Genomic DNA, 19,787 nt, shown 5'->3' with positions numbered 1-19,787 from the left:
CGAAGGGATCGACCTCGTGACCACCCTCGAGAAGCCTGCCGAGTTCGACGACGTCATGGACGGCCTCGGCCTCATGGCCGGCGCGGCGAACGTCATCATGCAGCTGTCCCACCCCGGCGTCGGCTACGGCGTCGTCGAGAGCCGCGTCGCCTCCGGCCGGCTGTTCGACCATCCGATCAAGCGCACCCGCACCACCCTCACCTACCTGGCCGTCGCGGCCACCGGCACCGACGAGGAGAAGCAGCACTTCCGGCGCGCCGTCAACACCGCCCACCGCCACGTCCGCTCCACCGAGGCGAGCCCGGTCGAATACAACGCCTTCGACCCCGAACTGCAGCTGTGGGTGGCCGCGTGCATCTACCGCGGCTTCGAGGACGTGCACAACGCGCTCTACGGACCGATCCCGGCCGAGGCCGTCGAGTGGTACTACCGCAAGGGCGCCGCATTCGGCACCACCCTGCAGGTCAAGCCCGACATGTGGCCGGCCGACCGCGAGGCGTTCGAGGAGTACTGGAACGAAGCGCTCGCCAAGGTCGACATCGACGACGTCGTGCGTGAACACCTCTACGCCATCGCCACCATGCGGTTCCTGCCCCGCCCGGTCTCGCTGCTGTTCGGCCGGCTCAACCTGTTCCTCACCACCGGCTTCCTGCCCCCGATGTTCCGCGACCGGATGCGGCTGCCGTGGAGCCCGCGCGACCAGCGCCGCTTCGACCGGCTCATGCGCACCCTCGGTGCGATCAACTCGCGGATCCCGGTGGTGCTGCGCGAAGCCCCCTACCGGCTGCTCATGGCCGATCTGCGCTGGCGGATCCGGACGGGCCGTCCGCTGGTCTAGGCCCTTCGGGGCCGGTGCGCAGCCACATCAGCAGCTGCCGGTAGACCTCGTCGTCGTTGAGCAGCGTCAGATGGTGCGCCGGCGCCCGGTGCATACCGTCCTCCATGCGGAAGCCGATGCGCCGGGTCCGGCCGTGCCCCGACGCGCTCGGCACGAGGACGAGTCCGTCCCCGAGCAACCGCCCCAGCGGATGAGCCGGGCTGCGCGTCAGGGTCGCCGACACGAAGCAGTGCATCGCCCCGTCGAGCAGGGGCACCTCCCGGCACACGGCGCGGCGCAGGTCGTCGATGCCGCGGCCGGCCCAGTCCTCGTCCACGACGGCGCCCTGGTTCAGGTCGCGGATGCCGGCGCTGCGCCGTCGCAGCAGCGTCCCGAACGGCCGCAACTCCGGGACCGCGACGAGCGCGGCGCTCGCGTAGTGCACCACCTGCTCGAGCGGCGCCCCCAGGTGCGGGGATCCGAGCGAAACGACATGGCGCACCGGACGAGTCCACGTCGCATCGGTCTCGGTGCCGTAGAAGCAGGCGCTGCGCGCGACGAGCCCACCCATGGAGTGGCCGATCAGCGCGAGCTGCTCGACCCTGCGCGGCCACGCCCGCACGAGCGCGTCGAGCAGCGCCGACAGGTCCCGGCCGTTCGCCGAGATGCGCCGGCCCGTGTTGTAGCGGACGAACACGGACGTGCAGCCGAGATCGTCGACGAGTCGTTCGCCGTAGGTGCGGCGGCCACCGAACCGCCACGTCGTCTCGGTCTCCATCAGACCGTGGACGAACACCACCACGCGGCCCGTCGCGTGCGGGAACGCGCGGGCGAGGCCCTCGGCCGTGAGCGGCACGGCCCGGCCGTCCACCCGCACCGACATCGGCAGCGCCAGCGGTGAGCCCTCGGCCTCGAGGACGTCGCCGATGAGGCCCTCGACCGCGGCGATCGCCATCGCCCCGCGGACGCTCTCCGATGGCAACCGGTCGCCGGTGGACTCCGCGAGCCCGAGCACGGCCAGCTTCCCCGTCGCCGCGGCGGCACCCTTGATCGCGGAATAGACTCCGTCGGCGATCGCGTCGTGCGCGGCCTTCACCGCGAGCGCCGGCGTCCCGACACCCAGTGCGACCGCCCCGAACACCCGGTCGGAGATGCTGCGGTGCATCGCCTGGACGCCCCCGGTCGCCGCGCCCACCTCGTCCAGCAGCAGCCGAGCCAGCTCGGACGCCTCGGACCGCTCCCCCGTGGCCTTCATGTTCCCAGTGTGCGGGTGCGACGCGCCGCTGTCGCGGCGGGTGCGAGCGGGAGGTTCCGGCGACGAGGGGGCGGTTCCGGAGGCATCCACTCGGCGTTTGCCGCCACAACCTCCCCCTCGAAACGGAACGCTCCGGGGTGGATGTGACGGCGGCCGCGCGGAGTCTGCTACAGTGTGCGACGAGCTTGGACGGAGCCGAGAAATCGGCAAAAGCCCAGCGTGCCGATGTAGTTCAATGGTAGAACATCAGCTTCCCAAGCTGAATACGCGGGTTCGATTCCCGTCATCGGCTCTCCTGAAGGCCCTGGTCGGCGCACCGCGCAGCCGGGGCCTTCGTCGTTGACGGGTTGGCCCCCACATACCAGCTAGCCGACCAGCAGCACCCCGGTGAGCGCGGTCGCGGCGACGATGATCGTCGATGCGGCGGCGAGAGCGAAGGGCCGCCACCCGACACCGCGCAACACGGACAGCCGGACCCCGGTGCCGAGCGCGAACATCGCGGCGGTGAGCAGCGCGGTCTGGGTCAGTCGCGCGGCGTCGAGCCACGCCGGTCCGAGAACACCGGTGGCCCGCAGCGCCACGCAGGCGAGGAACCCGACCAGGAACAGCGGCACCAAGGGCGGTCGCCGCGTCTGCATGGGCGTGGCGGTGCGGCGTCGTGACGCCACCCCGATCCACGCGACCACCGGCGCCAGCAGCGCCACCCGGGCCAGCTTGACCGTCACCGCAATGGCCAGGGCTCCTCCGCCCACCGCCGCGGCCGACGACCCCGCGTCGAGCGCGCCGCCGGCCGCGACCACCTGCGCCACCTCGTGAATCGCGGCGCCGGCCCACATTCCCGCCTGAGTCGAATCCAGACCCAGGGCAGACGCAGCCGCGGGAAGAGCCGGGATCATCACGGTGCCGAAGACGACGACCAGCGCGATGGTGGTCACCAGTTCCCGCTTGCGTGCGTTCACCACGCCGTCGACCGCGGCCGCGGCCGCGGCACCGCAGATCGAGAAACTGCACGCGATCAGCAGCCGTTGCGTCCAGCCGATCCCGAGCAACTTTCCGAGCGCCATCGACCCGGCGATGCCCAGGCCGACCACTGCTGCGACCACCGCGAGCGTCCCCCACCCCAGTGCCAGCACGTTCGGCAGCAGCAGTTGCAGACCCAGCAGCGCGACTCCGATTCGGAGCAGCCGCCGCGACGCGACGGTCACACCCGGTTCGAAAACCGCCGGCAGCGTTCCCAGATTCGCGACCACCGCGCCGAGCAGGATCGCGATCAGCAGAGGGCTGATCCCACCCAGCAGGGGTGCCGCGACAACTGCCACCGCCGCCGCCGCGGCAGACAACACCAATCCGGGCAGCGATGCGCGCGCCCGTTCGAGCGCGACCGTCCCGTTGAGCCAGGTGCCGCGGCCGCCGCTGCGCCCTTCCCCGCCCCGGTCGCCCGACTCGGCCTGGCCGGTCACCACGCCCGCGGCCGGCCGCGTATCCGCTCCGACCGACGTGTCGTGGTCGGGATCTCTGCGGTCGGACTCCGCGGCCGCGGTAGCATCCAGCACGCTGCACACTCTCTTTCTTCGTCATGTAGGCCCGGGCAACCCGGCCCGGCCGAGGTATTCGACGTAGGGTCGGGTCCGTCACTCCCGGTGGGTGACCGAGATCTGTTCCATGCGGGTGTATTACGGACACTTTGCGGTGACCGGCTCGCTGGGGTGAACGTCGCCGCGATCGAGCGGGCCGCGGTCACCCCCGACCCGGCCGGGGATCTCCCTGCAGGGCCCGAAATGCGACGCACCTCACGGTATCCGGATCCGGCACGGGATACTGTCCCTATCGGGACACGGTGTATTCGATATGGGACACCGTGTTCGTGCGGATGTCGAAACCGACCTCCGAACCACATCGATCGACGACGCGGCACACCAGCGGAGTCGGCGTGGTGGCACGCCCCGGCTCGTGCCGGCAACTCGCCGGATACCCATCCACCGACTGTCGGACCCCCGAGGTCGCCGCCGGCACTCCGGCGGCTCGCAGCACGGTGTCACACCAGCGCGGTCCCGGCCCGCACGCCGGCGTCCGTCCAATGTTTGGCGCGCCACTGCCTCGGGCTGCACTCGAATTCGTTGCTGAACCAGCGGGAGAAGTTGCTTGCCGAGGAGAAACCGAGCAGGTCGGCGACCTCGGTGAGCGAGTAGCGGCGGCCGGCGACGAGGTGTTCGGCCAGGTCCACGCGGGTGGCGGTGAGCACCGCGGTGTAGTTCTGCCCCGCCTCGGCGAGATGGCGGTGTACGGTGCGCCGGTCGACCCCGAGACTGCGGGCGACCTGTTCGACCGAGCATCGCCCGGTGGGCAGCAGCAGTTCGATCAGCTCGCGGACCCGGGCGACGGGCGTCGCCTCGGGCCGGGTGTCGATGGTGTCGAGGAATTGGCGTGCATACGGGCCGATCGAGGGGCCCGACATGGCGTTGGGTGCGTCGAGATCGCTTGTGTAGAGGACGATTCCGGAGAACTCCTGGTCGAACTTGACCATCGGGCCGAACGCCTCGAGGTGGGCGCTGATGTCCTCGGGGGCGAAGTGGGTGAAGCAGACCGCCAGGGGCTGCCAGCGGCCGCCGCGGAAATCGCGTAACAGCCCATGCAGTACCCCCATCGCCAGTTCCGTGGCCTGCCGGGTGTCGGCGGGTTCGCCCAACTCGAGCGCCACCCGGATCGTCGCCACGTCCTCTGCCTCGACCAACCGCAGTCGCAGGGCCTCGTTGTACATGTGCTGATAGCGCATCAGGAACTTCAGTGCGCTGCGGACGTCGGGTTCCTCCCGGATGACCAGGCTCACCGGGCCGAGGCTGGCGAAGCGCCGCCGCTCGACGAGCCGCAGTGCGAAGTCGGGGCGGCGGGTCGCGGCGGCCGAGCGTTCCAGCAGGCGGGCGATCGCGACGGCGGGGACCCACCGGTCCGGCAGCCCCAACCCGGCGGGATCGAGCCCGACGCTGCGCAGCAGCGGCGTCGGATCCGTGCCCAGCGACGCGCACAGGTCGGCGTACCCCGTGATCGCGGCGTAGCGGGCCAACGGCTTCATGTCCGGCCCCACCTCTCGACCCAGAGAGAACACCTATGTCACCTCAAGATACGCTCGATCAGGCGGTGAGACACGCCCCGGCAGGTGGCGATTTCGACGGCTGCTCCGCAGCGCCGGGGCGAGGACGGTCCCCCACGCCGGCGGCCGCGGCGACTGCATGCGTCGACGGTCGTGGCTGATCGTCATCGTCGCTGTTCGGGTTCGTGGAGGAAGGCGTCGATCACCGGGGCGAGTCTGCCGGCGTTGGTGATCGGTTCGATGTGTCCGCCGTCGTGCAGGTGCAGGGTGGCGTGGGGCAGTAGCCGGTGCAGGATGTGGGCATTGATGATCGGGACGATGGGGTCGTCGGTGCCGGCGACGATCAGCGTGGGTTGGCGGATGGCGGGAAGCATCGGCAGGCTGGTCCACACGGCACCGGCGAGCAGCTGGTGCAGGTAACCGATCGTCGATCCGGCGTGGGTCTGGGCGTCGAAGAGGGCGGCGATGTCGTTGCCGCGGCTTCTCGCGGTGCCGCCGTAGATCTGGCCGGCGATCGCTGCGGCGTGGTCGGGGTCGGTGAACCGGCGACCGGTGAGCATCTTGGCGAGCACCCGGGGATGTCCGGGCACCATGAGCGCCCCGGTGGCGGTGGCGACGAGCACGAGTCGCCGGCACCGGCGCGGGTTCTGGAAGGCGAACTGCTGGGCCAGCGCGCCGCCCCAGGACAGGCCGAGTACGTCCACCACGCCGATACCGAGCCGGTCGAGGACCCGCCCCAGCAGCCGCGCGAGGTAACCGAATCCGTAGGGCGCGAACGAGGTCGGCGACCCGCCGGCGCCGGGTACGTCGAACCGGACGATCGTGGTGGCCGGGTCGAGGGCGGCGACGAACGGGTCGAGCACCTCGAGCCCGGCGCCGATCCCGTTGCACAGCACCAGCGGCACCCCGGACCCGCGCCGGATGCGGACCCGGATGCGTTGCCGGCCCACGATGATGGTGCGCTGCGTGGTGTGAGCGTCGCCGGTCATCGGTAGACGACGACGACCTCGGCGACGCACACCGGCCGCGCCCCGCCCTGGATCTCGTAGGTGAGGGTGAACACGGCCTCGATGCCGGCGGGTTTCTCCACTGCGGCGGTGAGGGTGACGGTGGCGCGCAGTTCGGCTCCGACCGGGACCGGCGCGGGGAAGCGGACCTTGTTCACCCCGTAGTTCACTGCCATCCCGAGGTGGTCGATGGCGAGTACCTCGGCGAGCACGATCGGCGTCAGCGACAGGGTGAGGTAGCCGTGGGCGATGGTGGTGCCGAACGGTCCGGCCATGGCCCGGTCGGGGTCGGTGTGGATCCACTGGTGGTCGCCGGTGGCGTCGGCGAACCGGTTCACCTGCTCCTGGGTGATCTCGCGCCAGTCGGTGCGGCCGACTTCGCGCCCGACCAGGTCGAGCAGTGCTTTCGGGTTGTCGAGTGTGGTGGTCATGATGTCGCTTCCTGGGGTCGTGGTGGGTCAGGTGTGGTGTACGTAGGTGCCGGGTGCGGGGTCGAGCGGGGAGTGGTCGGCGCCGCCGAGCGTGGTGGGTGCGGCGACGATGGCGCCGCTGCGCGCGGCGAGCCAGGTGGTGTAGTCGGGCCACCAGGAGTCGCGGGTGACCGCCGCGCGGTCGAGCCACTGCTGCGGGGTGTCCGCGTCGACGGGCCCGATCCGGAAGGACGCCTTGGGGTTTCCGGGTGGGTTGACCAGCGCGGCGACGTGCCCGCTGGTGGAGAGCACGAACCGGGTGTCGGCGCCGCCGAGCAGGGCGGCGCTGCGGTGGCAGGCCTGCCACGGCGAGATGTGGTCGGCGATGCCGCCGATCACGTACGCGTCGGCGGTGACCGCGCCGAGGTCGATCGGGGTGCCCAACAGGTCGATCGTGCCGGCGGTGGCCAGCGCGTTGGTGGCGCCGATGCGGACCAGGTCGCGGTGCAGGCCGGCGGCCATGCGAGTGGTGTCGGCGTTCCAATGCAGCACATCGAACGGCGCGGGCGGGCGGCCCTGCAGGTAGTTGTTGACCCAGTAGCGCCACACCAGGTCGGTCGGGCGCAGCCAGGCGAACACCTCGGTCAGCTCGTCCCCGTCCAGGTAGCCCCTGGACTGCGAGCGTTCGATCGCGGTCTCGGCGGTGCGTTCGTCGAGGGCGGCGGCGGCGAACCCGGCCTGGGCCTGGTCGAGCACGGTCACCGCCAGGGTGAGCCCGGCAACCCGGTCGCCGTGGCCGGTGGCGGCCAGGTACGCGGCGGTCGTCGCGGCCAGGATCCCGCCCGAGCAGCTGCCCTGCAGGTGCGTGCGGTCGGTGCCGGTAATCCCCTGGACGGCGTCCATCGCCTCGAGGATCGCCGCGCCGTAGGTGTCGAGGTCCCAGCCCCGATGCTCGGCGTGGGGGTTGCGCCAGGAGATGGTGAACACCTGCTGGCCCTGGGCGACGAAGTACTCGATCATGCTGCGGCCGGGGGCGATGTCGGTGATGTAGTACTTGTTGATCACCGGCGGCACCATCAGCAGCGGCACCTCGCGCACGGTCGCGGATTGCGGCGCGTACTGGATCAGCTCGAACACCGGGGTGCGCAACACCACTGCCCCGGGTGTGACCGCGACGGTCTCGCCGAGGGTGTAGGCGCCGGCTTCGATCATCGCCGGCACCCGCGGCTTGGTGGCCATGTCGCGGGCGAACGCGCGAGCCCCGCGCAGCGCGGACAGGCCGCCGGTGTCGATGAGCGCCTTCCACCCGAGCGGGTTGAGCAGCGGATTGTTGCTCGGCGCGAGGCCCTCGACGAGGTTGTCGAGCACGAACCGCATCCGTTCGGCGTCGCGCCAGTCCAAGCCGGCGTCGGCGAGCAGGTTGTAGGCGGTGTCGGCGGTGGCGAGGTAGGCCTGCATGGTGCGGTGCAACCAGGGGTTGCTCTGCCACGCCGGGTCTGCGAATCGTTTGTCGCCCTTGCCGGGTGCGCGGTCGGCGCGGCCGGCGGCGACGGCGGCGAGTTCCTTGGCCAGGGTGCCGCCGCGGTGCGCGAGCGTGCCCGGACGGGTGGCCAGCCCGCCCGCGAGCCGGGCCCAGGATCGGTTGGGCAGCATCCGGCCGGCCACGCCGCGGGCCGAGCCGGCCAGCAGCAGGTCCAGCGGCGCGGCGAGCTCGTCGGGGCGGTGTGCCGGATTGGTGGTGGTGGTCATGGTCGGTTGCTGCTGCTTTCGAACGTCGGGATGGTGATGTCGCGGCGCAGGATCTTGCCGGTCGGCCCCTGCGGCAGGGTGTCGAGGATCCAGATGTGACGCGGGTACTTGTAGGCGGCGACCCGCTGCTTGACGAACGCGACGATCTCGGCGGGGTCGGCGCTCACGCCGGGTTTGAGGGTGACCGCGGCACCGATCTCCTCGCCGAGGCTGTCGTGCGGGACGCCGACCACTGCGGCCTCCGCCACGGCGGGGTGCTCGTAGACGACCTCCTCGACCTCGCGGGGGTAGACGTTGAACCCGCCGCGGATGATCAGGTCCTTCTTGCGGTCCACGATGTAGAAGTAGCCGTCGGTGTCGACGCGGCCGATGTCACCGGTGGCGAACCAGCCGGCCGCGTCGATCGCGGCCGCGGTCGCCTCGGGCAGGTTCCAGTAGCCCTTCATCACGTTCGGTCCCGCGATCTGGATCTCGCCGGGCTGGTCGGCCGGTACCTCGACACCGGCGTCGTCCACGACCCGCATCCGCACGCCCTCGATCGGGGTGCCGATCGAGCCGGTCTTGCGGACGCGGTCCGGGTGGTTGAACGAGGCGACCGGCGAGGTTTCCGACAGCCCGTACCCTTCCAGGATCACCGCGTCGAAGGTCCGCTCGAAGTCGGTGAGCACCGCCACCGGCAGCGACGCGCCGCCGGAGACGCACACTCGCAGGCTCGCCGTCGCCGCCGCGTCGAGTTCCCCTGCGACACCGAGCATCGCGGCGTACATGGTCGGCACGCCCTCGAACACGGTGACCCGGTCGCGGGCGATCACCTCGAGCGCGATCCGCGGGTCGAACCGCGGCACCAGTGTCAGCGTGGCACCCACGAGGACCGAGGCGTTGAGCCCACAGGTGAGCCCGAAGACGTGGAACAGCGGCAGTGCGCCCATCACCACGTCGTCGGGTCCGATCTGGATCAGGGTGCGGGCGGTCACCTCTGCGTTGCCGGCCAGTCCGGCGTGGGTAAGTTCGGCGCCCTTGGGCTTGCCGGTGGTGCCCGAGGTGTGCAGGATCACCGCGGTGTCCTCACCGGCCCGCGCCACCGGCGCGGCCTGCGCCGGCAGGTCGGCGATCAGCCGGGCGAGGTCGTCGTCGTCCACCAGCCACAACCGGGCGTCGGCCGCATCGGCCGCGGCATGGGCCTGCTCGGCGAACACCGGGGTCGCGAACAGCGCCGACGCGGCGGTGTTGGTCAGGAAGAACTCGATTTCGCGGGCCTTCAGCAGCGGGTTCATCGGCACCGCGACCGCGCCGCGCCGCAGGATGCCGTAGAACACGATCGCGAACGCAGCGGTGTTGGGCAGCATCACCGCGACCCGGTCACCGGGTGCGATCCCGGCCCGCTCGAGCAGGGTGGCCACCCGCGCCGCGGCCGCGTCGAACTCGGCGAACGACAGCGTGTCCTCGCCGCACCGCAACGCGGTCTTGTCGGGGTAGTTGCGCGCCGACACAACGAGATTGGTACTGAGGTTGGTCATGTGGTGGGTCTCCGGTGTGGTTCGAGAAAGGGGTCGTGGTCAGTGGTCGTATACGAACCGGGACGGGGCCGAGGGGGCACGCACAGCGCCGGAGCCCAGCGCATGGAGCCGAGCACCCAGCTCAGCCACGCGATGCGTGCGCCGGCGCCGGACCGGGTGGGCGTCAGCCGGGCGAGCCACTCGGTGGGTTCGCTCGCGTGAGTGGCCGGCGCGGTGATGCTCACAGTCCGAGGTCCCGTCCGATGATCTCCTTCATGATCTCGTTGGACCCGGCCCAGATCTTGGTCACCCGGGCGTCCTTCCACGCCCGCGCGACCCGGTATTCGTTCATGAACCCGTAGCCGCCGTGCAGCTGCACGCAACTGTCGAGGATCTGGTTCTGCACCTGCGAGCTCCACCACTTGGCCTTCGCGGCGTCCACCGCGCTGAGCCGCCCCTCGGTGTGCGCCTGCACGCACCGATCGACGAACGCCTGCGCCACCTCGAGTGTGGTGACCAGTTCGGCGAAGAGGAACTTGTTGTACTGGAACGAGCCGATCGCCTGGCCGAACGCCTTGCGCTCCCGGGCATAGTCGAGGGTCTCGGCGAGGATCGCCTCGGCGTGCGCGAGATTCGACACCGCCGCGCAGATCCGTTCCTGCGGCAGCATTTGCATCATGTGCGCGAACCCACCGTCGACCTCGCCGATCACGTTCGCCGCGGGGACCCGGACGTCGGTGAAGAACAACTCGGCGGTGTCGGACTCGGGTTGGCCGACCTTGTCCAGCTTGCGGCCCCGTTCGAAGCCCGCCGTGCCGGTCTCGACCGCGAACAGGGTGATGCCCTTGGCCTTCTTCTCCGGACTGGTCTTCGCCGCCACGATCACCAGGTCGGCGTGGTAGCCGTTGGTGATGAACGTCTTGGACCCGTTGAGGATCCAGTCCTCCCCGTCGCGTCGGGCGGTGGTCTTCAACCCGGCCAGGTCCGACCCCGCGGCCGGTTCGGTCATCGCGATCGCGGCGACCAGTTCGCCGGTGCAGAATCCCGGCAGCCACCGCTGCTTCTGCTCCTCGGTGGTCAGCTCCACCAGATACGGCGCCACGATGTCGTAGTGGATGCCGAAACTCGACGCGATCGCCGCGCTCACCCGCGAGAGCTCCTCCCCCACAACCGCGTTGAACCGATAGTCCCCCGCCGCGCTGCCGCCGTACTGCTCGGGCACCTCCAGCCCGAGCAGGCCGAGCTTGCCCGCCTCGATCCAGATCTCGCGGTCGATGAACCGCTGCTCGATGATCCGCTCGTGCTCCGGAATCAGGTGGCGCTGCGTGAAATCACGCACCGTGTCACGAAAAGCGAGGTGGTCGGCGGCATAGATGGTCCTGGTCATCGATCTTCCTGGTGGGGTGGCGGCGGGTGCGTTCGAGCACGTCGGGCAGGTGGCCACGTCGGCCGGCTGCCTCGACGATCCCGGTAGTGGTGACGTGGCCCGCAGAGTGCGGGACTCGATCGAGAACCCATGCGGGTCTTCGGCTTGCCACTCCACGGTAGCCGAACCGCACCCACCGTACTTATCTCATCGGGTCAGCAGACTATTCGTATCGGGACAGCGTCGGTGGCGCACAGACGACACCGCCTGCGTTCCACGCGAATCCGATGAACACCCTCGTCGCACACCACCACGCACCCCCACCGCCACCGCACCCGGGATGCAGCCGGCTCCAACCCGGCGGGATCCATGTCCCGGGCCGGCGAGACCGCTGGAACGCAGGAGCGTCTCGAAGTGAATATTTGGAGTCCCGCCAGGATAAGTATCAACGGGATGGTCCGACTAAAGTTGGGTTCATCACAGCACGGGCCACCCGGTGACCGACCTCACAAGCCGAACCGGCACACCCGAGCGAATCCAAAAGTTGTTCCACAGCATAACGTTTCGGATCTTCGAGTCGTCACGACGCGAGCGCCCGGGACCGAGAAGGAGAATACAGTGGCGAAGGTCGTTCGTTTCTACGAGACCGGTGGACCGGAGGTCCTGCGGTGGGAGAACGCCGAGGTCGGGGAGCCCGGCCCGGGCGAGGTCCGGATCCGCCACGGTGCGGTCGGCCTCAACTTCGCCGACACCTACTTCCGGACCGGGCTCTACCCGGCCGCGTTGCCGGCCGGCATGGGCGTCGAGGCCGCGGGTGTGGTCGAGGCCGTCGGCGCCGGTGTGTCGCACGTGCGGGAAGGTGACCGGGTCACCTACACCGGCAGCCCACTGGGCGCCTACAGCACCGAGCGGGTGATGCCGGCCGAGCACCTGATCACGCTCCCGGACGGGATCGCGTTCGAGACCGCGGCGTCGATGACCATGCGCGGGCTCACCAGTGCGTATCTGCTGCGGCGCATCGCCGCGCTGGGCGCCGGGGACACGGTGCTGCTGCACGCCGCCGCGGGCGGGGTCGGCTCCATCGTCACCCAGTGGGCGAATCTCCTGGGCATCAACGTGATCGGCACCGTGTCCAGCGACGCGAAGGCCGAGATCGCCCGCGCCAACGGCTGTGCGCACGTGATCGTCTACACCCGTGAGAACGTCCCCGCCCGGGTCCGCGAGATCACCGACGGGGTCGGAGTGCCGGTGGTGTTCGACAGCATCGGCGCCTCCACCTTCGCGACCTCGCTCGACTCGCTGGCCCGCCGCGGCCTGCTGGTGTGCTTCGGCACCGCTTCCGGACCGATCCCGCCGATCGACGCGATGTCGCTGGCGGTCAAGGGCTCGCTGTTCGTGACCCGTCCCGCGCTCGCGGACTACATCGCCGACCCGGCCGAGCGGGCCGAACTGGCCGGCGAGGTGTTCGGCCACGTCGCCGCCGGCCGGATCCGCATCGACATCAACCAGCGCTACGAGCTGGCCGACGCGGTGGCCGCACACCGCGATCTCGAGGCCGGCGCCAGCATCGGCACCTCGGTGTTCACCCTCTGAACCGGCGAATACCCGACACCGGAACCGAACCCCACTTCTTTTAGGAGACAATGCAATGTCTGTCACGATCGAGACGCCCCGGCGGACACGGACGGTGACCCCGTTCCGGGTCGAGCCGTTGACCGCCACGATCGGTGCGGAGCTGTTCGACGTGGACCTGGGCGAGGTGTCGCGCGACGACGCCCTGTTCGCCGAGCTGCGCGCACTGCTGCTGCGTCACAAGGTGCTGTTCCTGCGCGATCAGGACTTCACCCGCGCCGAGCACGTGGCGCTGGCGGAGCGGTTCGGTCCGCTCGAGGATCACCCGGTGGCCGGCAGCGACCCCGACCATCCCGGGCTGGTGCGGATCTACAAGGACCTCGACAGCGCGCCCGAGCACTACGAGAACGCCTACCACTGCGACGCCACGTGGCGGCAGAACCCCCCGATGGGTTCGGTGCTGCGGGCCGTGGAGATCCCACCGGTCGGCGGCGACACCATCTGGGTGAACATGGCGCAGGCCTACACGCGGCTGCCGCAATCGGTGAAGGACCGGATCGACGGGCTGCGCGCCCGGCACAGCATCGAGGCCAGCTTCGGTGCGAACATGCCCATCGAGGCCCGCCACGCGCTGCACGAGCGGTTCCCCGACGCCGAGCACCCGGTGGTGCGCACCCACCCCGAGACCGGGGAGAAGATCCTGTTCGTCAACGCCTTTGCCACGCACTTGGTCAACTACCACACCCCCGACAATGTCCGGTTCGGGATCGACTACGCCCCCGGCGCCGGCAATCTGCTGCAGTACCTGATCAGCCAGGCCGCGATCCCCGAGTACCAGGTGCGCTGGCGGTGGACGCGCAACAGCGTCGCCATCTGGGACAACCGTTCCACGCAACACTATGCGGTGCAGGACTATTGGCCCGCCGTGCGCAAGATGGAGCGCGCCGGCATCGTCGGCGACCGCCCCTTCTGACTCATCCCCCTTCCCAGTCACCAACCACACAACAACTCTGATCGGAGCACCACCATGCACTTCCACGACGACGCCCTGTTCCCGGAGAACCAGGAGAAGCTGGTCATCACCGTCGCCCCCTACGGCCCGGAGTGGGACATCGACGACTTCGCCGAGGACCTGCCGCTGACCATGGACGAGCACGTGCAGAAGGCGGTGGACTGCTACGAGGCCGGCGCCACCGTGCTGCACATCCACGTGCGCGAACTCGACGGCAAGGGCTCCAAGCGGCTCTCGAAGTTCAACGAGCTGCTCGGCCGGCTGCGCGAGGCGGTGCCCGAGATGATCCTGCAGGTCGGCGGCTCGATCTCGTTCGCACCCGAGGGCGAGGGCGCGGACGCGAAGTGGCTCTCCGACGACACCCGCCACCTGCTCGCCGAACTCGACCCCAAGCCCGACCAGGTCACCATCGCCATCAACACCAACCAGATGAACATCGTCGAGCTGATGACCGCCGACGACATCGCCGGCACCTCCTTCCAGCGCCCCGAGGTCTACGACGCCTACCGCGAGATGACCGTCCCGGCCGGGCCGGGCTGGGTCGAGGAGCACCTGCGCCGGCTGCAGGCCAACGGCATCCAGCCGCACTTCCAGCTCGCCAACATCGCCCAGCTCGAGACCGTGGAGCGGTTGATCCGTCGCGGCGTCTACACCGGCCCGCTGATGGTGACCTGGGTCGGCATCGGCGGCGGCTTCGACGGCCCCAACCCGTACAACCTGATGGAGTTCATCCGCCGCACCCCCGACGGGGCGGTGCTCACCCTGGAAACCCTGATGCGCAGCGTGCTGCCGGTCAACACCATGGCCATCGCGATGGGCCTGCACGCCCGCTGCGGCACCGAGGACACCCTGTGGGGCCGCAAGGGCGAGAAGATGACCTCCGTGGCGCAGGTCGAACAGCTCGTCCGCATCGCCAACGAGCTCGGCCGCGAGGTCGCCACCGGCAAGGAGGCCCGCGAGATCTACAAGCTCGACGAGCACTACACCGACGCCGACGAGACCCTCGCCAAGATCGGCTTCGCACCCAACCGCCGCCCCGGCCAGCGCGGCTTCACCCAGCACGCCTGACGGAGCATCCGCGTGACCCGCGGGGCGTGACACCACGCCCGGTGCCGCGCCCCGCCCCGGGCACGCGAAACCCCTTCTCCCACCAGCCGTCAGCACCACAAGTTCCACCCCAGCCATCGCGCTTCTCCCCCACCCCACCCGAGGTTTAGGAAGATCATGTCCTCTCTCACCACCACCGCGCCGGAGCGGGCCGCGACCGTGTCGGCGCCGTCTCGCCGCAGCGGGCGATCCCGGTTCTACCCGTGGCTCGTGTTCGCACTCACCTTCGGGCTGCTGCTGTCGGACTACATGTCCCGGCAGGTCCTCAGTGCGGTGTTCCCGTTCCTGAAAGCCGAATGGTCGCTGTCGGATTCGCACCTCGCATCGCTGAACAGCGTGGTCGCGTTGATGGTCGGGTTGCTCACCCTGCCGCTGTCGATGCTCGCCGACCGGTGGGGCCGGGTGCGCAGCCTCGTCGTGATGGCCGCGTTGTGGAGCGTGGCGACCCTGTTGTGCGCGGTGGCGGGCTCCTACGAGCAGATGCTCGGCGCCCGGTTCCTGGTCGGGGTCGGTGAGGCCGCCTACGGCAGCGTCGGTATCGCGGTCGTGCTCAGCGTGTTCGCGCCGCGGCTGCGGGCCTCGCTCTCGGGTGCGTTCATGGCCGGCGGTTCGTTCGGGTCGGTGATCGGCGTCGCATTCGGCGGGGTCATCGCCGTGCAGCTGTCCTGGCGCTGGTCCTTCGCGTCGATGGCGGTCTTCGGGCTGGTCCTGGTCGCGCTGTTCTGGGCCCTGGTCAGCGAGCGCAAGCTCGCCCGCCACGCCATCGACGACGACGCGAACACCACCCACACCGCTGCGCCGGGCACGGTTGCGCGCGCCCCGATCTCGAGCCTGTTCACCAACCCCGCGGTGCTGTGCGCCTACATCGGCGGCGGGCTGCAGATGTTCACCGCCGCCGCGCTGATGGCGTGGCTGCCCAGCTTCTTCGGCCGCTCCTACGGGCTGGCCGCGGACAAGGCCGCCGCGATGGCCGCGGTCTTCGTGCTGCTCATCGGCGCCGGCATGATCGTGTGGGGCATCGTCGCCGACCGGGCCGCCCGCATCGACCCGGCCCGCAAGTGGACGGTCGCGATCGCGATCAGCCTCGCCGCCGGTGTACTGCTGATCGTCGGGTTCCAGCTGCCGGTCGGCACCGCGCAGCTGGTGCTGCTCGGACTGGGCGCGTTCTTCTCCGCCGGCTCCACCGGCGCGGTCACCGCGATGGTCGCCAACCTGACCCACCCCACCGTGCGGGCGTCGGCGTTCGGCACCACCACCCTGGCCAACAGCCTGCTCGGGCTGGCCGCGGGCCCGTTCGTCGTCGGCGTCCTCGCGGACAAGATCAGCCTCGCCAATGCTCTGCAACTCGCGCCGCTCGTCTACCTGGGCGCGGTCGCGGTGCTGCTGGTCGGCAAGCGCGTCTACCCCGCCAGCGTCCGCAAGCTCGCCACCCTGTCCGCCGCCCCCGCGCAGCAGACCGGAGCCGACAAGTGAGCACCCTCGACACCACGACCGTGGTGATCGTGCCGGGCCTGCGCGGCCACGTCGCCGAGCACTGGCAGACCCTGCTCGCCGCGCGGCTGCCGAAGGTGGCCACGGTCGAGCCGCTGCACCGCGACAAGTTCAGTCTCGCCGCCCGCGTCGCCGCCCTCGACGAGGTCGTCGCCGGCACGACCGGCCCGGTGCTGCTGGTCGCGCACAGCGCCGGTGTGATGATCACCGTCGCGTGGGCCCAGCGCCACCACCACCCCATCGTGGGCGCGTTGTTGGCCACCCCACCCGACCTCACCGTCGCGCTGCCCGCCGGCTACCCCACCCCCGAGCAGCTACGCGACAACGGCTGGTATCCCACCCCGCGCACACCGCTGCGGTTTCCCAGCATCGTCGCCGCCAGCAGCAACGACCCGCTCTGTGGGTTCGACCGGGCCGCCACTCTCGCGCGGCACTGGGGCAGCAGACTCGTCGACGTCGGACCGGTCGGGCACCTCAACCCCGCCGCCGGCTACGGCCCCTGGCCCGCCGCCGAGGACCTCGTCCGCGAGCTTGCCGAGGCACCGCCGCCCCGACCGGTCCCCGTCCGGGCCTGAGCCCCGGACCGTGGCGGCGAACCCTGCGATACCGACGCCGAGGTTCGCCGCCACACTCCACAGCCCATCGTCGATCCTGCTGACACGGGTGAGGACCGCCGTGTGTGCGGATACCGTGGATCCGACACGGACAGGTCAGGAGAGCGCCGAATGATCACACGGACCAGGTTCTTCTCCGTTCACCTCTCACGGTCGGCGCGATCGGGGCCTCCCCCGGACCCGCCGCCCCCGCCGGCGCCGTCCTCGGGCCTGTGGTGGCAACTGGTCGCGGTCGCGGTCCTGCTCGGCGGCCTGGTGGTCGCCCTGGCCCTGCAGACCCCGACGTCGAGCACCCTGTCCTACAGCGACTTCGTGGACCGGGTCGACGCGGGCACCGTGGAGCAGGTGACGATCGACGACAAGGGATCGGTATCCGGAACCCTTTCCGACGGCACCGAATTCGTCACCCAGCTGCCCACCGCGCTGGACCTCGCCGGGCTCGACAACAAGCTGCAGGCGAAGCAGGTCCGGGTCAGCGCGGAACAGACCGACGACAGCCCGTGGGGGGCGATTCTGTTCAGCATGCTGCCCTTCGTGGTGTTCGCGGGACTGCTGCTGTGGCTCGGCCGCCGGGCGCAGCGCGCATTCAGCGGAGGCGCCGGCGGTATCGGGGGCATCGGAACGTTCGGCCGCTCGAAGGCCCGGGTGATCGAGGCGAACCGGCCGACCACCCGATTCGCCGACGTCGCCGGATACGACGGCGTCAAGCAGGAGATCAGCGAGGTCGTCGACTTCCTGCGGGATCCGGAGAAATACGCGGCCGCCGGCGCGAAGGGTCCCCGCGGGGTCCTGATGATCGGCCCGCCGGGCACCGGCAAGACGCTGCTGGCCCGCGCGGTGGCGGGTGAGGCAGAGGTGCGCTTCCTGTCCGTCACGGGCTCGGAGTTCGTGGAGATGTTCGTCGGCGTCGGCGCCTCCCGCGTGCGGGACCTGTTCGAGCAGGCCCGCAAGACCCCCCCGTCGATCATCTTCATCGACGAGATCGACGCCATCGGCAGCAAACGCGGCGTCGGGACCTACGCCGGAAACGACGAGCGGGAGCAGACGCTCAATCAGTTGCTGGCCGAGATGGACGGCTTCGATCAGAGCGTCGGCATCGTGGTGCTGGCAGCGACGAACCGCCCGGAGGCGCTCGATCCGGCACTGCTGCGGCCGGGCCGGTTCGACCGCACGGTCGTCATCCCCCTGCCCACCCAGTCGGAACGGGCCGCGATCCTCTCGGTGCACCTGCAGGGCAAACACCTCGGGCCCGACGTCGATCTGAGCGTGCTCGCGCGGGCCACCCCGGGGTTTTCGGGTGCGGATCTGGCGAACCTGGTCAACGAGGCCGCCATCAACGCCGTCCGCGACGACCGCACCGTCATCTGCGCCGACGACTTGTCGTCCGCGCGCGACCGCCTGCTGCTCGGCCGCCGCGAGAGCGCCAACGCCCTGCTCCCCGAGGAACGGACCTCGGTGGCGGTGCACGAATCGGGTCACGCGCTGCTCGCGGCCCTGTGCCCGCACGCCGACCCGGTGGCGAAGGTGACGATCCTGCCCGCGGGCATGGCGCTGGGATCGACCCAGCAGCTCCCCGAGGTCGAACGCCACCTCTACAGCGAGGGGTATCTCAACGATCTGCTCACCGTGCGAGTGGGTGGGCGGGCCGCGGAGATCGTCGTGTTCGGGGAGGGCTCGACCGGCGCCGCCGACGATCTGAGCGGCGCGACCCGGATCGCCGTGCGCATGGTGCGGGAATTCGGGCTGTCCGAAGCGTTCGGCCCGGTGGGGTACGGCTCCGGCGATCCCAACTACCTCCATGCCGACACCAGTGAGCGGAGCCTCGTGCGGCCCTACTCGGAACACACCCAGCAGCTCGTGGACCGCGAGGTCGCCCGGCTGCTGCGGGCCGCCGAGGAACGGGCGGTCGCGCTCCTGACGCAGCATCGGGCGGCGCTGGACCGGCTGGCCGCGATCCTCGTCGAGGAGGAGACCGTCGACGGCGACGTCGTCCTCGATGTGCTTCGGGCGGAAGCGGACACGGCCCGGCCGCAGCGCCTCGGCAGCACCTGAGGGACGCGCCCGACATGATTCGCCGCGCCGCGGGGAACCCGGTCCCCATGGCACCTCTCCCCGACCCCACGACGGCACGGCACTACCGCATCCACGAGACTCCCGACGGTCACCGTTGGGTGATCTGCACCCACGACCCGTCGCTGGGCATCGATTTCGGCCCGGGACCGGAGGCCGAGACCTGGGCGCGGGAAGCCTGGGCCGACCTGGAATCCCCGCCGGCGCAGAACCAGTACAACTGGCGGCCGGCCCCGCCGGGCCTCGCGGGCCCGCGATTCGGCCCCGACAGGCGGATCCCCGGACCGAGAAGGTGACGGCCGGCGGGCGCCTACCGTGGGGACGTGGACGCACGCGCTCTCGTCACCGCCGCCCGCGTCGCACGGCTCGCCACCGCCGGGCCGGACGGGCGCCCGCACCTCGTCCCGATCGTGTTCGTGCTCGCCGGCGACGTCCTCTACACCTGCGTCGACGACAAACCGAAGACGACGCGCCGGCTGCGGCGCCTGCGCAACATCGAGGGCAACCCGCACGTCACCGTGCTCGTCGACCACTACGAGGAGGACTGGACGCACCTGTGGTGGGTCCGCCTCGACGGCACCGCCACCGTCCACGACCCGCGCTCCGCGGTCGGCACGGCCGGTCTCGATGCGCTCGCCGTCAAGTACGCGCAGTACCGCGCCGCCCGCCCGGCGGGGCCGGTGCTCCGGATCGCCGATCTGCGCTGGCGGTCCTGGTCCGCCTGACGCGCACG

The 19,787-nt window shown here is 70.6% G+C and carries 17 protein-coding genes and 1 tRNA gene; 10 read left to right on the top strand and 8 right to left on the bottom strand.

The genetic code is table 11. The annotated features are described in order from the left end of the window. Positions 1 to 16: 16 nt before the first annotated feature. Positions 17 to 838, top strand: a complete 822-nt coding sequence (locus tag ACWPOB_RS16270) for an oxygenase MpaB family protein (RefSeq protein ID WP_100057256.1) — start codon at positions 17 to 19, stop codon at positions 836 to 838. On the opposite strand, the gene ACWPOB_RS16265 is transcribed toward ACWPOB_RS16270, so the two are convergent. Beyond that, positions 789 to 2,072, bottom strand: a complete 1,284-nt coding sequence (locus tag ACWPOB_RS16265; RefSeq protein WP_455401460.1) for an esterase/lipase family protein — start codon at positions 2,070 to 2,072, stop codon at positions 789 to 791. The two genes, ACWPOB_RS16270 and ACWPOB_RS16265, sit on opposite strands and share 50 nt — an antisense overlap. Positions 2,073 to 2,293: 221 nt before the next feature. On the opposite strand from ACWPOB_RS16265, the gene ACWPOB_RS16260 reads away from it, so the two are divergent. Beyond that, positions 2,294 to 2,364, top strand: a tRNA-Gly gene (locus tag ACWPOB_RS16260). Between the two features lie 73 nt (positions 2,365 to 2,437). On the opposite strand, the gene ACWPOB_RS16255 is transcribed toward ACWPOB_RS16260, so the two are convergent. The 7 genes from ACWPOB_RS16255 to ACWPOB_RS16225 all read right to left on the bottom strand — a co-directional run bounded on the left by ACWPOB_RS16255 (position 2,438) and on the right by ACWPOB_RS16225 (position 11,209). Further along, entirely contained in the window at positions 2,438 to 3,634 is a 1,197-nt protein-coding gene (locus ACWPOB_RS16255) for a YeiH family protein (protein WP_455401459.1), read from the bottom strand. 473 nt (positions 3,635 to 4,107) lie between these two features. After that, a complete protein-coding gene (locus ACWPOB_RS16250; RefSeq protein ID WP_455401458.1) occupies positions 4,108 to 5,142 on the bottom strand; it encodes an AraC family transcriptional regulator in 1,035 nt (344 codons plus the stop codon). Positions 5,143 to 5,324: 182 nt separating this feature from the next. Continuing rightward, the gene (gene phaZ / locus ACWPOB_RS16245; protein ID WP_455401457.1) at positions 5,325 to 6,149 is read right to left on the bottom strand and encodes a poly(3-hydroxyalkanoate) depolymerase; all 825 of its coding nucleotides are present in this window, start codon (positions 6,147 to 6,149) and stop codon (positions 5,325 to 5,327) included. Next, positions 6,146 to 6,598 (bottom strand): MaoC family dehydratase, encoded by a 453-nt coding sequence (locus ACWPOB_RS16240; protein ID WP_455401456.1) that lies wholly within the window; start codon positions 6,596 to 6,598, stop codon positions 6,146 to 6,148. The genes phaZ and ACWPOB_RS16240 overlap by 4 nt, the downstream gene beginning before the upstream one ends. Before the next feature lie 27 nt (positions 6,599 to 6,625). Next, positions 6,626 to 8,326 carry a PHA/PHB synthase family protein gene (locus tag ACWPOB_RS16235; RefSeq protein WP_455401455.1) on the bottom strand — a complete coding sequence of 567 codons (1,701 nt, stop codon included), beginning with the start codon at positions 8,324 to 8,326 and terminating at the stop codon, positions 6,626 to 6,628. Next, complete coding sequence (locus tag ACWPOB_RS16230) at positions 8,323 to 9,843, bottom strand: long-chain-fatty-acid--CoA ligase (protein ID WP_455401454.1); 1,521 nt, start codon at positions 9,841 to 9,843, stop codon at positions 8,323 to 8,325. The genes ACWPOB_RS16235 and ACWPOB_RS16230 overlap by 4 nt, the downstream gene beginning before the upstream one ends. Before the next feature lie 220 nt (positions 9,844 to 10,063). Beyond that, positions 10,064 to 11,209: an acyl-CoA dehydrogenase family protein gene (locus ACWPOB_RS16225; protein WP_100058152.1), complete on the bottom strand. Its 1,146-nt coding sequence runs from the start codon at positions 11,207 to 11,209 to the stop codon at positions 10,064 to 10,066. A 597-nt stretch (positions 11,210 to 11,806) separates the two neighbouring features. On the opposite strand from ACWPOB_RS16225, the gene ACWPOB_RS16220 reads away from it, so the two are divergent. From ACWPOB_RS16220 to ACWPOB_RS16185, 8 genes are all read left to right on the top strand, one after another. Continuing rightward, a complete protein-coding gene (locus tag ACWPOB_RS16220) occupies positions 11,807 to 12,781 on the top strand; it encodes a quinone oxidoreductase family protein (protein ID WP_100058153.1) in 975 nt (324 codons plus the stop codon). A gap of 55 nt (positions 12,782 to 12,836) precedes the next feature. Beyond that, positions 12,837 to 13,733, top strand: a complete 897-nt coding sequence (locus ACWPOB_RS16215; RefSeq protein WP_455401453.1) for a TauD/TfdA dioxygenase family protein — start codon at positions 12,837 to 12,839, stop codon at positions 13,731 to 13,733. Positions 13,734 to 13,787: 54 nt separating this feature from the next. Beyond that, positions 13,788 to 14,840: a 3-keto-5-aminohexanoate cleavage protein gene (locus ACWPOB_RS16210; protein WP_455401452.1), complete on the top strand. Its 1,053-nt coding sequence runs from the start codon at positions 13,788 to 13,790 to the stop codon at positions 14,838 to 14,840. A 156-nt stretch (positions 14,841 to 14,996) separates the two neighbouring features. Then, a complete protein-coding gene (locus tag ACWPOB_RS16205; protein WP_100057118.1) occupies positions 14,997 to 16,352 on the top strand; it encodes an MFS transporter in 1,356 nt (451 codons plus the stop codon). Then, positions 16,349 to 16,945, top strand: coding sequence for an RBBP9/YdeN family alpha/beta hydrolase (locus tag ACWPOB_RS16200; RefSeq protein ID WP_455401451.1), 597 nt, complete (start codon positions 16,349 to 16,351; stop codon positions 16,943 to 16,945). Before ACWPOB_RS16205 ends, ACWPOB_RS16200 begins: the two co-directional genes overlap by 4 nt. A gap of 150 nt (positions 16,946 to 17,095) precedes the next feature. Then, positions 17,096 to 19,036, top strand: coding sequence for an ATP-dependent zinc metalloprotease FtsH (gene ftsH / locus ACWPOB_RS16195; protein WP_455401450.1), 1,941 nt, complete (start codon positions 17,096 to 17,098; stop codon positions 19,034 to 19,036). A gap of 47 nt (positions 19,037 to 19,083) precedes the next feature. Beyond that, positions 19,084 to 19,350, top strand: a complete 267-nt coding sequence (locus ACWPOB_RS16190) for a hypothetical protein (protein ID WP_100057120.1) — start codon at positions 19,084 to 19,086, stop codon at positions 19,348 to 19,350. Positions 19,351 to 19,377: 27 nt separating this feature from the next. Further along, a complete protein-coding gene (locus tag ACWPOB_RS16185) occupies positions 19,378 to 19,779 on the top strand; it encodes a TIGR03668 family PPOX class F420-dependent oxidoreductase (protein WP_100057121.1) in 402 nt (133 codons plus the stop codon). The last annotated feature ends 8 nt before the right edge of the window (positions 19,780 to 19,787 follow it).

The organism is Rhodococcus sp. 2H158 (assembly GCF_053764755.1).
The sequence above is the reverse complement of the archived record's forward strand: the minus strand, read 5'-3'. Positions and strand labels throughout refer to the sequence as shown.